Here is a 13,005-nt window from a genome sequence, read left to right on the forward strand (position 1 = left end):
ATGAACATTACACGACACAATTACGAAGAATACTTTTTGCTTTATGTGGACAATGAACTCAACATTGTTCAACGCAAAGCTGTAGAAGCTTTTGTAGCAGAAAACCCGGATCTGCGTACCGAGCTGGAAATGCTGCAGGACGTTATTCTGCCGGCTGATAACGCGATCGTATTCCAGGATAAAACATCCTTGCTGAGAACCAGCGTAGCGCCCAATCCCGTTAACGATACCAATTGCGAAGAATATTTCATTCTATATGCTGATGATGAGCTCACCAATGAGCAGAAAGACCAGGTAGAGCAGTTTGTTTACCGCAACCCGCAACACCAGGCAGGCTTTGAGCTGCTGCAAAAGGTGAAGCTGATGCCCGATGCGTCGGTCGTATTCCCCGACAAATATGCGCTTTACCGCCATGAGGAAGAAGAAAAGAGACCGGTGGTGGCGATGCGCTGGTACAGAATGATGGCTGCCGCTGCTGTATTGCTACTCGTAGGAGGAACCACCTGGTACCTGGCTACCAAAGAGCCAGGTGGCAAGGGTGAGTTTGTTCGCAATACCGAAAAGCTTCCTACCAGCAACAATGGTGGTCAGCAACAACTGGCAGCTGCCGACAGCAATAAAGCAACACAAAAGAATGCTGCTGCCGATCATCAACTGGCAGCAACCGATCAGCCTGCAGTAAAAACTACTACTGATCAACAAGCCGTGAATACGCCTGCAGACAAGGCTCCTAACCGTCTAACACCTGTTATCAGCAACAAACAAGATATGGCTGTGCACAACGGTGCTGTGCAACAAAAAAAGAATGGTACAAAAAAAGTTGGAAATCGCAGTAACATTCAGGATGCGCCGAGCGTACTACCTATAGACAACGATGAGATGAACGGAGCAGACAGGCTGGCGGCGAGGGGAACGGCGAGTATGAAAAAAGCGGATGCAACCACCCGGCCCAATACAGGTGAGGCCATGGACGAGAAGGCTATCATGAATTCACTAGCTCTCAATAATCCACCGATCATTGAACCTGGCGGTCCGGACTATCCGGTTGATGACAGAAAAAACCCCATGCGTGGCTTCTTCAGAAAAGTTTCCCGCGTGTTTGATAAAGCTACCAATGCAGATCCTGATCAAACCAAGAACAGCATTCGGATAGCGAGTTTTGAAATAGCGTTAAAATAATCTCCATTACACAAGTAAATTCAGCAGTATGAAAAGGATGTTAACCCTCCTGACCGGAATAGCTATGTCTTATTCGGCACTGGCACAAGTGGATTCTACCAGCCAAGAACCTAAAGCCGATACGATCAGGATCGGTAAAATGATCATCGTGCGTAAGAAAGGCAGTGCTAAAGCAGATAATGAAGAAAGTACCCGCGTTTACCGTCGTACGTACAAGCCTTCCAACATATCGACCAACTGGCTCGTATTTGACATCGGCTTCACCAACTTCAACGATCAAACCAATTACAGCAGCGCGGAAGCACAGGCCTTTGCACCGGGCGCCAACGGTGACTGGTTTGACCTGAGAGCGATCAAATCTACCAACGTCAACATCTGGCTGTTCATGCAGCGCCTGAACCTGATCAAGCACGTGGTGAACTTGAAATATGGCCTGGGTATCGACATGAACAATTACCGCTTTGATGAGCCGGTGAAGTTCCAGACCAATCCCACGATGGTGATCATGGACAACTCTACCCACTACAAAAAGAACAAGCTGGCGACCGATTATGTGACCGTTCCCATGATGCTCGACTTTGATTTTACGCCTAAGCGTGAAAGAGGATTTGGCCTAGCCCTTGGTGTAAGTGCCGGCTATCTCTATGCCAGCCGCCAGAAGACTATTACCGATGCTGATGGCAAACGCAAGAAAAGAGATGATTTTGATCTGCGCCCCTGGAAACTTCAATATATCGCAGAATTAAAACTGGGCCCTGTTAAGTTGTACGGTTCGTATGCTTCACAAAGCATTTTCGAGAAAGGATTGGACCTCACCCCCTATAGCGTAGGTGTACGGATCAGTAGCTGGTAACAGCCCGCATAGCCATGAAACAAACAGATCGCTGAGCAGGACCGGTTAGGTCTCCGCTCAGCGATCTTGCTTTTAGGGATGCGGACTGACGGGTTTCATTTCCGGTTCACCAGCCAGGCGCCTGCAATCAGGAAAATGATACCAATCATCTTCTGCAGCGTTATCGGACTGTGTTTCATCCCCAGTACCCCAAAATGATCCATCAGCACGGCCGTGAAAAGCTGCCCCGCAATGATCAGCACAAACATATTAGCCGCGCCAATCTCCTGCACCGACAGTAATACGATCGTTACCACAAATACCCCCAGCAGGCCACCGGTGAACTTATACCAGCTGATATCGCTGTAGGCACTGAGGGACGGGAAGGCTTGTTTGGAAAACAACAGCATGAGCGCCAATACCAGGGTACCTCCCACAAATGAAATAAAAGCCGCCAGTACCGGGTGGTTGATGGCCGCCCGGAGCTGGGCATTGATGCCCGCCTGCACCGTCATCGCCACCCCTGCCAGTATCGGCAGTATATAAAACATGTATTTCATCTTACCCAGGGTTTAATGCAGCAAGTTCATGAATATCATGCAAAAATGCAATTTAACGGGCGAGGCCTGCGGCGGGGAAACTGCCTGCTGGCCCGATAACAGCACCGCATGCCCAAAAACTTGTCGCTCTTGAGGCCCTAATAAATTGGACTGCAACAGTTCTTTAACCAGAAATGGCAAAAAAATTGCTAATGAACCACCTAAGACATTGACAATATCATTATTGCCTGTGGCGAGATTAAAAATTATCCCCATGAAAAATATTTATATTTCCTTATGCGTTGTTTTACGATAAGGATTCACTGAGCATCCGTATTCATTCATCAAAAGCTTACCGATCGACTGGTCTCTACTTTAACCAGGCTTACCATGAAACGCTACCACATTGTTGCGCTGCTGCTGTTCTGCTGTGCAGGGTTTACTGCCTTTAAAACCATCGAGACAAGGGTTTACAAGAAACGCTTATTCCGCGGTGGGCCTACAGGCACGGTGTACATCATTATCGATAAGTCGGACTATGAACTCCAGGTGTACGATGAAGAGGGGTGGTACGCCACCTACCCGGTGGTCTTTGGCAACAAAGATCTCGGCGATAAAATGATGGAGGGCGATCGAAAGACGCCCGAGGGCACTTTCCGGGTACTGTCCAAAAAGCCGCATGCCAAGTGGCACAAGATGTTTATGCTCGACTACCCCAATGCAGAAAGTGTCGCCAAATTCAACCAGCGCAAAGCGCAGGGAATCATCCCCAAAGGTGCAAAGATCGGAAGCGGTATCGCCATTCACGGTACCTGGCCCAACGACAATATCGTGGTAGACGATTTCACCAACTGGACCAATGGCTGTATTGCCGTCAAGAATGAAGACCTCGACGATATCGAATCTTATTTGCCGGTGGGCACGAAGGTGATCGTGAGAAGATAATATTTAATCAATAATTGAAGAGAAAGTTCTTGATCTCTGTTTGCCACAAGGCAGGTTCCTTACCGCAAAGCGATTCATGAACAGCTGTTTCATAGATTACCAACCGCTTTCTGCCATGCGGGATATTTCCGTAGATCGATTTTGTTTCTGCTATCGTTACTCTCGGATCTTTGGCACCATGCTGTACCAGTACGGGGCATTCGATCTTTTTGGCATATTCTTCGGGCTTCATATCGAAGGCCCAGAATCCCCGCACCGTACCACCCCAAAAGGTTAGCAAGCCAGCAATCGGCTGCACAGGCAATCCCATCGTGCGCACCCGGCCTTTCGCAGCACCAGAAAGTGTACCGAACGACATTTCCAGGATGGCTTTCTCTGGCTTCACCTCATAGGCTGCAATGGCCCGTGTGATGGCTGCAGCGCCCATAGAGACTCCCCAGAGTATGATATTCTTTTCACCCCGCTTGCGCACATAATCATAGGCAGCTTTTACATCAGCCCCTTCTTCGTAACCGATGGTGCATACATTGCCTTCACTATTGCCATGTGCCCGGAAGTCGATGATGAACGTATTGAAGCCAAGGCCGTTCATATAATAACTTTCATCCAATACACCTGCTGCAGACGAGCCATGACCATGGAACAGTATAACGGTACCTTTCGCCTGTTTGCGTGGCATGTACCATCCCTTCAGGTGCATAGTGTCTACTGTGGTAAGAGATATGGTAGTAAAAGGTATCTTAGGTAGTACCTTATTGACCGACTTCTTGTAGTTGAACCCAAATAAGATTGCTTTGGCCTTATCCCACTTATCCATTTGCTCGGGTTTCCTGATAGACGCATCGCCCTGGTCGTAGAAGTAGGTGAACTTACAGGCATGGAAGATCGCCAATGCATTGAGCAATAAGAAGAGGATGAGCAGGGTCCAAAGGGTTCTTCGTAATAGTCGCATGGTATGGGCTGGTATATATACGGGTGCAGCGAAAAGGTGCTGCTATTGGTCTTATAACGGGTGATTGATGGCCAACGATTCTGGCATGAATATCGTACATAAATAGTGTACGGCCCATATCCTTGAAGAACCCAATCAACTTTGGGAGATCGAACGCAACATATAACATTGGAAATCAGAAAACGGCCAATGTTTTCCGTCTCTATGAAAACCCCATAACCACTCCAGCCATGGGGTTTTCTTTTTCTATATAACTCCTTATAATTTTCCTTTCACGATGTCGTCAACCACGGCAGGATCGAGCAGGGTAGAAGTATCGCCTAATTTATCAAATTCTCCTTCTGCAATTTTACGTAGTATTCTCCGCATGATCTTACCGCTGCGTGTCTTGGGAAGACCTGTTACAAACTGGATCTTATCCGGCTTGGCAATGGGACCAATAATGCGTGACACCGTGGTGGAGATATCCTGACGGGCTAGTTTATCATCATGATTGCCGCTGCTTTGGTAGATCACAAAGGCATAGATGCCCTGTCCTTTGATGTCGTGCGGGTAACCTACTACGGCACTTTCTACCACACCAGTGTGCATATTGATCGCGTTCTCTACTTCTGCCGTTCCGATTCGGTGACCGCTAACATTCAACACATCGTCTACACGACCAGTGATGCGGTAATTGCCGTTCTCATCGCGGAGACAGCCATCGCCGGTGAAATATAAATTGTCGTAGGTAGCAAAATAGTTCTGGCGGCAGCGCTCATGATCGCCATAGGTGGTGCGCAACATACCGGGCCAGGGGAACTTGATACAGAGGTTGCCGCTCACGCCATTTCCTGCTACTTCTTTACCGTTCTCATCTACCAGGATGGGCTGCACGCCAGGCAATGGCAGCGTTGCATACGATGGTATGCCGGGGGTAACGCCTGCCATATTGGAGATGAGCACACCACCTGTTTCTGTTTGCCACCAGGTATCTACGATGGGGCATTTCTTTTTACCGATATGCTCATCGTACCAATGCCAGGCTTCTTCGTTGATGGGCTCACCCACCGTACCAAGCACTTTCAGGGAACCGAGGTCATGTTTCTCCACGGGCTCCAGGCCAAAGCCCATCAGGCTGCGGATAGCTGTTGGTGCTGTATACAGGGTATTGACTTTAAACTTATCGACGATATCCCAGAAGCGGCCGGCATCGGGCCAGGTAGGCACGCCTTCAAACAGCAGGGTGGTAGCCCCCGCACTTAACGGACCGTATACGATATAGCTGTGGCCGGTGATCCAACCGATATCGGCAGTACAAAAGAATACATCGTTGGGCTGGTATTGGAAGACATTGAGGAAACTGTAATTGGTATACACCATATAGCCGCCGCAGGTATGCACCACCCCTTTGGGCTTGCCGGTTGATCCCGATGTATACAGGATAAACAACATATCTTCTGCATCCATGACTTCTGCCGGGCAATCGGGGTTACCCTGTGTTTCTACTTTCTTCACTTCATCTTCCCACCATACGTCGCGGCCTTTGATCATCGAAACGGCGGTACGGGTGCGGGTGAGTACGATCACTCTTTTCACAAAGGGGCATTGTACCAGGGCATCGTCGATCACGCCTTTGAGCGGAATTTGCTTATTACCCCGGTATGCCCCATCGCAAGTAACGACGAACTCTGCCTTGGCATCCTGCAGGCGATCGGCGATGCTTTGGGCACTAAAGCCACCAAATATGACCGAGTGGATGGCACCAATGCGGGCGCAGGCGAGCACAGCTACTGCCAGTTCGGGGACCATACCCATGTAGATACATACGCGGTCGCCTTTCTTTATGCCGTTATTCTTCAGCACATTGGCAAACTGTACTACTTTATTATATAACTCACGATAGGTGAGTACACGATGGTATTCTTCGGGATCATTGGGTTCCCAGATGATGGCGGGCTTATTGCCCAGCTTCTCGAGGTGACGATCGATACAGTTTTCTGTAATGTTGAGCCGTGCACCGCTGAACCATTTGATGGTGGGCGTTTTGAAATCCCACTCCAATACTTTATCCCAGGTTTTACGCCATTGAAAATGGGAAGCAATATCACTCCAGAAAGCTTCGGGGTTTTCAACGCTCCTTTTATATACTTCGTGGTACTGTGCTGCTGACCTTATCTGGTAGGGATATGACATAACTAATCGTTTACCGTTTGTTTTGGAGCTTAAAAATACAACAGTTTCATTCTTTAAGGATGATGTTTTCAAAAATTGAAGATTATTTACGGCAACGTTGCCGCTTTGTGTGCGCAATCGATTTCCCAGAAGCAAAAAACTAACAACAGTTATTAAACTCCTGCAATTTAATAGACTGTTCAGTAAATGTTTTGCACCCGGTGCTGTTCAGTTTCTCAACTTTTCAAATTATCTTCCGTTCATGAATCAAACGACTGCCGCGCCAACCAACGTTATCCGACAGGTTATCATCGCCTCCTCCGTAGGTACCATGATCGAGTGGTACGATTTTTACATCTTCGGCATGCTTGCGAAGACCATCAGCAATCAGTTTTTCCCAGAAGGTAATGCGACCGCAGCGTTGTTGAGTACGTTGGCCATCTTTGCAGCGGGGTTCATTGTGCGCCCGTTTGGTGCACTGGTGTTTGGCCGGCTCGGCGATATGATCGGCCGCAAATACACCTTCCTGCTCACCCTGATCCTTATGGGCGGGTCCACCTTCCTCATCGGCCTGGTACCGGATTATAAAAGTATCGGTATGGCCGCTCCCCTGATCGTGTTGTTGCTTCGCCTGGTGCAGGGGCTGGCCCTGGGTGGTGAATATGGCGGTGCCGCTACTTATGTAGCTGAATACTCCCCTGCACGCAAACGTGGTTACTATACCAGCTGGATCCAAACGACGGCCACGCTTGGCTTGTTTGTGGCACTGGGGGTGATCATGCTGGTTAAATTGAATATGAGCGATGAACAGTTCAATGCTCCCTGGGGCGGCTGGCGCTATCCCTTCTGGGTGTCGATCTTCCTGGTCATTGTATCTATATATATACGGATGAAAATGGATGAGTCGCCCATCTTCAGCAAACTCAAAAAGGAAGGTAAGACCTCATCCAACCCACTCAAAGAAAGTTTTCGGAACAAGGCCAATTTCAAAATGGTATTACTCGCCCTGTTTGGTGCCGTGATGGGCCAGGGGGTTATCTGGTATACGGGGCAATTCTATGCGCAGAGCTTCCTGGAAACGAAATGTGCCCTTGAATTTGAGCAGAGCCGTACGATCATGTTATGGGCTATTGCTTTTGCCACACCATTCTTCCTGTTCTTCGGCTGGCTGAGTGACCGTATTGGTCGTAAATGGATCATGCTCTCGGGCATGTTGCTGGGCGTAGTGCTTTATCCGTTCATTTTTGGAGCCTTTCTGAAAGATACGGACACGAAAACCTGGCTGGCCGACAATCCGCAATTGGTAAAAGAAGAAAGGAAGGTGTCCGTACACGGCGAACAATCGATCGTGCAGGTATCGGCCCATTATGAAACGGCCAGCGGTGCCGAATATACCCGTCTTACTACGGATACCGTAGCGCAGCTAAGCACGGCCGACCTGGCGACAAATACCGCCAAGGCGACCTCCTATGTAAACAAAAAGTTACCACAGGGCACGTATATCAAATTCACCTTTTTGATCTGGGTGATGGTGGTATTGGTGACGATGGTATACGGTCCTATTGCCGCCTTCCTGGTGGAGATGTTCCCTACCAAGATCCGGTACACCTCTATGAGCCTCCCCTACCATATCGGCAATGGGGTGTTTGGCGGACTCGTACCTTTTATCGGTCTGCTGCTGACGACCAGCTTCCCCAACGAACCGCTAGTGGGCCTCTGGTACCCCATTGGTATTGCAGCCCTTTGCTTCATCATTGGCAGCATTTACCTGAGCAACAAGATCGACCGCGATGTAACAGATTAATGTCATCCTTCACTGATCAACACATTTGTATGAATACTATAAAAAAAATATTGGGATTTGTATGGCTTTTACTGGGTCCTGTCGTTATTTACTTCCTGGTACAGGGAGCCATTACCCATATCGACCCGGCCGGCAAGAAGGACATCAACAATCCGGTGATCTGGGTGATCATCATTACCATCTTTACCCCGATTGCCGTCGGCCTGATGATCTTTGGTTATTATGCGGTAAAAGGAGAGTACAACCATTTGCCGGAGAATTCGGCAGAGGTTTAACCGGCTAATGGATCGACCATCCTCCGGACCACCGTTTCCGGTTATTTCCGGGGTTTACCAGCAGACGATGACGAATGTTCCCCCTATACCAAGGCTGGAACTTGTTCATCATCAATAGCTGCGTCTGACTGGCGTCACCAAATTGTTAAAAAAAACCAAACGAGCTAACATTTGCCCCTTCCGCGGGTTATATTTGCGTAGGCAGTAAATTGATTATGAAGCAGGCACGCAGAAAATACCATCCTTTTGCGCTTAGGCGGGTGATCCCGGCTATCAGCATGATGTTGTTATTGACGCTCCTGACCAGTATGAACTTCTTTATTTACACGGCTAAAGATGCTGCGGCGGAGTCTTCCTGGACAGCTACCAACGAGGAAGAATCGCCTGAAAGCAGCAATCCCTGCTCTCCGGCAGGACCCGATGAAAAGGCGCCTAATAAGCCTGTCTCCGTTAATGAAGAATATATCCACGAAGGTCCAGACCTGGACCACCCTTTCTGGATAGATCCGCTCTTCGCTCACAAGATCCACGAAGCAGAAAAACTGCAGATCGTGCATTCTGAATTGCTGACGCCCCCTCCCAAGGTTTAGCGTATTCCCCCCTTTGGCACTCTTGTGCCCGCTCATTCTTATTATATTCTTATTTATTATTTAACGCCCCCTTTTCTGCCGTAAGAAAAGGTCATGGTTGTCGATGCAATGGTTTGCCGCGTCTTCACGCGCGCATGCTCATTGGTCGTGACATACTATCGTAAACTCAATCTTCCTAATAATTTTTTTATGGTGCAAAAGCCTAAAAGCTATCTCCGCTCTCTTGGTTCCGACCTACCGTCCTCCATCGTGGTATTTCTGGTAGCGCTTCCCCTCTGTCTGGGTATCGCCATCGGATCTGGCGCTCCTCCTTTCTCCGGTCTTATTGCCGGTATTGTGGGTGGCATTGTGATTGGTTCACTCAGCGGATCGCAATTAAGCGTGAGCGGACCAGCTGCGGGCCTTACGACCATTGTATTGGCGGCCATTACCAAACTTCAGGTGTACGAAGCTTTCCTGCTGGCAGTGGTGCTGGCGGGCCTTATTCAGATCGCCCTTGGTTTTCTGAAGGCGGGTGTATTGGGCGATTATATTCCCGGTGCCGCTATTAAAGGAATGCTCGCAGCGATCGGTTTGATCCTGATCCTCAAACAGATCCCCCACCTGTTGGGTGACGAGGCCGACTTTGAAGGGGATGAAGGCTTTAAGCAGCCCGACGGCAAGAATACCTTCACAGCGGTTTTTTATGCCTTTAAGAATATCATGCCCGTAGCTATGGGCATTGGTCTGCTGTCGCTGGCCATCATCATCATTTGGGAAAAGATCTCTAAAAAATCAAGGGTGCTGACCCTTATTCCTTCTGCAATGATCGTGGTGGTGGTGAGCGTATTGATCAATGAATGGCTGAAGGCCAATAAGCCCGAGCTGGCGCTGGGCACTGCCCACCTGGTAAGCATTCCGATCGCTCAAACGCCCGGAGAATTCCTGTCGTTCTTCACGCATCCCGATTTCAGTCACCTGAGCAATGTGACAGTATGGACCTCGGCCTTCACCATTGCCATCGTGGCCAGTCTTGAAACGCTCCTCAATATCGAGGCGTCGGACGAGCTGGATGTTTACAAGCGTGTAACGCCTACCAATCGTGAGCTGAAGGCACAAGGTATGGGTAACCTGGTATCGGGTTTGATCGGTGGTTTGCCCCTGACCTCCGTTGTCGTTCGCACCTCTGCTAACGTAAACGCTGGCGCCAAAACAAAGGTATCTGCCATCACCCATGGCCTGTTGTTGTTGCTGTGTGTGGCCTTGATCCCCGGATTACTGAATCTGATTCCCTTTGCTTCGCTGGCCGCCGTACTGATCTATACCGGTTATAAACTGACCAAGCCATCTTTGTATAAGAAGTTTTATAAGAAAGGTATGGATCAGTTCCTGCCATTTGTGATCACGGTGGTAGCCATTTTGATGACCGACTTGCTAATTGGTATTCTGATCGGCTGTTGTGTCGGGCTGATCTTTGTATTGCGCAGCAATTTCAAATCGGCGGTATTCATCGTCAACGACGACAACAAGTACCTGTTCCGTCTGCGTAAGGATGTGTCCTTCCTGAATAAACCCATCATTAAACGTAAGCTGGAAGAAGTTCCTGAAAATTCCTATGTACTGATCGATGCTGCCCGTGCCGACTTTATCGACAAGGACGTGATCGAAGTGATCGAGGATTTCCAGAAGCATGCTCCGTTGAAGAACATCAACGTGGAGCTGAAAAAAAGTGTGTATAAAGAACAGGGGTTCCATCATTTTGAACCCCAGGAGCTTGTTTTATCCAAAAACTAATTTTTATGAACTCATTCGAAAAGCTTTTACTCGAGAATAAGGCCTGGGCAGCAGAAACCCAGGCAGAAGACCCCGGATTCTTCGACCGTCTGTCGAAAGGACAAACCCCCGATTTTCTGTGGATAGGTTGTAGTGACAGTCGTGTACCAGCCAATATGATCACCGGCACCAACCCCGGTGAAATCTTCGTGCACCGCAATATTGCCAACCTGGTGGTAGAGGATGACCTCAACCTGCTAAGTGTACTGGAGTATGCCGTGATGCACCTCAAAGTGAAACACGTGATCGTATGTGGCCACTATGGTTGTGGTGGCGTTAAAGCGGCGCTTAGCAATGAAAGCCTTGGCCTGCTCGATCAATGGCTCATCCATATCAAGAACACCTACCAGGATAATAAAACAGCCATCGACAGTATTTCCGATCATGATGCCAAGGCCAATTTATTGTCGGAGTTCAGCGTGCGTCAGCAGGTGATCAATCTGTCGAAGACGGATACCATCCGCCGGGCCTGGGAAAAAGGCGCCCGCCCACATATTCACGGATGGGTGTATGCTTTGAAAGACGGTTTACTGAAACAGGTTTATGATATAGCGCCGCCGGTAAAATCGCCGGCCTATGCGATACTATAGTTTGGTTGTCTGTATACCCTGTAAAAAGCCCGGCGAGGATTCTCGGCCGGGCTTTTTCTGTTGAACATAGGATGCCTGTTACGACCGGGTTGAGTCGTGTCTACCTAGACGGTTTGCGCTAACAAGGACATGGGAAAGCACGTCAGCACTTGTTCGTTCAGGACACTGTCACCGACATGCGGGAATCGTCCATGCGAACATGGCTGTAGATAATAGTCGTTGACTGCGAGAAGTGCCCTTATTCCAACGTCGCTAAACTACTATCGCGTTTGCCTGGTTTTACACCCGGAAACTTACTGGTCACCAGTAGTTCGTACTCATCCCTTGCCTTTAATTTTTTGATCAGCTGGTGCAGCTCGGCCGAGTCATTGGCATCATCATATACCTGATCGTGTGCCAGCAAAACGAGGTGCTCGGGTACACGGGTACGGTTGGTGGCAAAGATACTGTCGATCTGCCCCATGATCTCGTCCGACTTGTTGCGCAGTGAAAAACTCCGGTGATCGTAGTGCCATTCGAGGTCCCAGCCAATGATGGTAAACCCTGCCTGTTGCAGGGAGTCGGCTGCCGCGGCGCTCTTCGACAGATCGGTATACCGCAAGGTATCGACCCGCCAGATGTTACGACCGGGTGTACGGGTGATGTTGTTGGCCAGCTCGAGACTGTCGCGGCAACGTTTAAAATCTTTGACTACTGAATCTGGATTTTGGTAGAATTTGTTGTAGCGGTTGTTCCAGGCATGGGTGTGGCTGTGGTTGCATAGTTCAATGGATTCGGCTACACGGAGACTGTCCCAGGTAGCCTTCTGGGTGGTGCTGGCAAATACGTGCTCACCAATGAGGAAGAAAGTAACAGGTACCTGTTCCTGTTGTACGATGTTCAATACTTTACGGGTGCCCCGGTTGGGGCCATCGTCGAACGTAAGGAAGATCTTCTTTTTTTTCTTCTTACGCGGAGGAGCTGGCTTCTCCTCTGTCTTTGCTGTTTGTTGGGTGATGGGAATGGGTTTCTTATCGCTTTGGCGGGTTGGTTTGGCACAGGCCACCAGCACCAGGCAAAGCAGGAGCGGTCGGTAGAAAACAAAGGCAGTGGTGTCGCCTTCGTCACTGTTGGTTTCCATAAATGTTAAGGGGAAATTTTGTACCCTGAATTTATTACATAGAAAGGCCCTTCTGCAAATTGTTTTGGTTAAAGTATGTTTAAATACGACGAATGAACAACCAGGGAGGAAAACAGCGTTGACCAATGGCTCACCAGCGTTCACGATTGGCTATTATAAAGGATCGTCGGGGCTTTGCTTTGCGTGTGCGCTGGCGCCAGGAACCGTTAGGAG

General features: G+C 49.0%; 13 protein-coding genes. 8 read left to right on the forward strand and 5 right to left on the reverse strand.

Features of this window, described 5'->3' with window-relative positions; genetic code table 11:
• Positions 1 to 1,179: an anti-sigma factor family protein gene (locus tag P2W70_RS06710; protein WP_276480665.1), complete on the forward strand. Its 1,179-nt coding sequence runs from the start codon at positions 1 to 3 to the stop codon at positions 1,177 to 1,179.
• Between the two features lie 28 nt (positions 1,180 to 1,207).
• The gene (locus P2W70_RS06715; RefSeq protein ID WP_276480666.1) at positions 1,208 to 2,032 is read left to right on the forward strand and encodes an outer membrane beta-barrel protein; all 825 of its coding nucleotides are present in this window, start codon (positions 1,208 to 1,210) and stop codon (positions 2,030 to 2,032) included.
• Positions 2,033 to 2,127: 95 nt separating this feature from the next.
• On the opposite strand, the gene P2W70_RS06720 is transcribed toward P2W70_RS06715, so the two are convergent.
• Both P2W70_RS06720 and P2W70_RS06725 read right to left on the reverse strand, forming a co-directional pair.
• A complete protein-coding gene (locus P2W70_RS06720) occupies positions 2,128 to 2,571 on the reverse strand; it encodes a DMT family transporter (protein WP_276480667.1) in 444 nt (147 codons plus the stop codon).
• A gap of 12 nt (positions 2,572 to 2,583) precedes the next feature.
• Positions 2,584 to 2,826, reverse strand: coding sequence for a hypothetical protein (locus tag P2W70_RS06725; protein ID WP_276480668.1), 243 nt, complete (start codon positions 2,824 to 2,826; stop codon positions 2,584 to 2,586).
• A 114-nt stretch (positions 2,827 to 2,940) separates the two neighbouring features.
• Between P2W70_RS06725 and P2W70_RS06730 the strand changes: the two genes are divergently transcribed.
• On the forward strand, positions 2,941 to 3,495 hold the full coding sequence (locus P2W70_RS06730) for a L,D-transpeptidase family protein (protein WP_276480669.1): 555 nt from the start codon (positions 2,941 to 2,943) through the stop codon (positions 3,493 to 3,495).
• A 7-nt stretch (positions 3,496 to 3,502) separates the two neighbouring features.
• Here the strand turns inward: P2W70_RS06730 and P2W70_RS06735 are convergent, their stop codons facing one another.
• On the reverse strand, positions 3,503 to 4,447 hold the full coding sequence (locus P2W70_RS06735) for an alpha/beta hydrolase (protein ID WP_276480670.1): 945 nt from the start codon (positions 4,445 to 4,447) through the stop codon (positions 3,503 to 3,505).
• Positions 4,448 to 4,705: 258 nt separating this feature from the next.
• Positions 4,706 to 6,622, reverse strand: a complete 1,917-nt coding sequence (gene acs, locus P2W70_RS06740) for an acetate--CoA ligase (protein WP_276480671.1) — start codon at positions 6,620 to 6,622, stop codon at positions 4,706 to 4,708.
• 241 nt (positions 6,623 to 6,863) lie between these two features.
• Between acs and P2W70_RS06745 the strand changes: the two genes are divergently transcribed.
• The 5 genes from P2W70_RS06745 (at position 6,864) to P2W70_RS06765 (ending at position 11,672) form a co-directional block, all read left to right on the forward strand.
• Positions 6,864 to 8,405, forward strand: a complete 1,542-nt coding sequence (locus P2W70_RS06745) for an MFS transporter (RefSeq protein WP_276480672.1) — start codon at positions 6,864 to 6,866, stop codon at positions 8,403 to 8,405.
• Between the two features lie 29 nt (positions 8,406 to 8,434).
• Entirely contained in the window at positions 8,435 to 8,680 is a 246-nt protein-coding gene (locus P2W70_RS06750) for a DUF6814 family protein (RefSeq protein WP_276480673.1), read from the forward strand.
• A 215-nt stretch (positions 8,681 to 8,895) separates the two neighbouring features.
• The gene (locus tag P2W70_RS06755) at positions 8,896 to 9,270 is read left to right on the forward strand and encodes a hypothetical protein (protein WP_276480674.1); all 375 of its coding nucleotides are present in this window, start codon (positions 8,896 to 8,898) and stop codon (positions 9,268 to 9,270) included.
• Between the two features lie 189 nt (positions 9,271 to 9,459).
• Positions 9,460 to 11,043: a SulP family inorganic anion transporter gene (locus P2W70_RS06760; protein WP_276480675.1), complete on the forward strand. Its 1,584-nt coding sequence runs from the start codon at positions 9,460 to 9,462 to the stop codon at positions 11,041 to 11,043.
• A gap of 5 nt (positions 11,044 to 11,048) precedes the next feature.
• Complete coding sequence (locus tag P2W70_RS06765) at positions 11,049 to 11,672, forward strand: carbonic anhydrase (RefSeq protein WP_276480676.1); 624 nt, start codon at positions 11,049 to 11,051, stop codon at positions 11,670 to 11,672.
• Positions 11,673 to 11,910: 238 nt separating this feature from the next.
• On the opposite strand, the gene P2W70_RS06770 is transcribed toward P2W70_RS06765, so the two are convergent.
• A complete protein-coding gene (locus tag P2W70_RS06770) occupies positions 11,911 to 12,792 on the reverse strand; it encodes a polysaccharide deacetylase family protein (protein ID WP_276480677.1) in 882 nt (293 codons plus the stop codon).
• Between the last annotated feature and the right edge of the window lie 213 nt (positions 12,793 to 13,005).

It is taken from the genome of Paraflavitalea pollutisoli, from assembly GCF_029360705.1.
Classification (GTDB): Bacteria; Bacteroidota; Bacteroidia; order Chitinophagales; family Chitinophagaceae; genus Paraflavitalea; species Paraflavitalea pollutisoli.

What these genes read in the sequence shown, in the direction of transcription:
- P2W70_RS06710 (WP_276480665.1), top strand. Translation starts at nt 1, where the DNA reads ATGAACATTACACGACACAATTACGAAGAATACTTTTTGCTTTATGTG.
- P2W70_RS06715 (WP_276480666.1), top strand. Translation starts at nt 1,208, where the DNA reads ATGAAAAGGATGTTAACCCTCCTGACCGGAATAGCTATGTCTTATTCG.
- P2W70_RS06720 (WP_276480667.1), bottom strand. Translation starts at nt 2,571, where the DNA reads ATGAAATACATGTTTTATATACTGCCGATACTGGCAGGGGTGGCGATG.
- P2W70_RS06725 (WP_276480668.1), bottom strand. Translation starts at nt 2,826, where the DNA reads ATGGGGATAATTTTTAATCTCGCCACAGGCAATAATGATATTGTCAAT.
- P2W70_RS06730 (WP_276480669.1), top strand. Translation starts at nt 2,941, where the DNA reads ATGAAACGCTACCACATTGTTGCGCTGCTGCTGTTCTGCTGTGCAGGG.
- P2W70_RS06735 (WP_276480670.1), bottom strand. Translation starts at nt 4,447, where the DNA reads ATGCGACTATTACGAAGAACCCTTTGGACCCTGCTCATCCTCTTCTTA.
- acs (WP_276480671.1), bottom strand. Translation starts at nt 6,622, where the DNA reads ATGTCATATCCCTACCAGATAAGGTCAGCAGCACAGTACCACGAAGTA.
- P2W70_RS06745 (WP_276480672.1), top strand. Translation starts at nt 6,864, where the DNA reads ATGAATCAAACGACTGCCGCGCCAACCAACGTTATCCGACAGGTTATC.
- P2W70_RS06750 (WP_276480673.1), top strand. Translation starts at nt 8,435, where the DNA reads ATGAATACTATAAAAAAAATATTGGGATTTGTATGGCTTTTACTGGGT.
- P2W70_RS06755 (WP_276480674.1), top strand. Translation starts at nt 8,896, where the DNA reads ATGAAGCAGGCACGCAGAAAATACCATCCTTTTGCGCTTAGGCGGGTG.
- P2W70_RS06760 (WP_276480675.1), top strand. Translation starts at nt 9,460, where the DNA reads ATGGTGCAAAAGCCTAAAAGCTATCTCCGCTCTCTTGGTTCCGACCTA.
- P2W70_RS06765 (WP_276480676.1), top strand. Translation starts at nt 11,049, where the DNA reads ATGAACTCATTCGAAAAGCTTTTACTCGAGAATAAGGCCTGGGCAGCA.
- P2W70_RS06770 (WP_276480677.1), bottom strand. Translation starts at nt 12,792, where the DNA reads ATGGAAACCAACAGTGACGAAGGCGACACCACTGCCTTTGTTTTCTAC.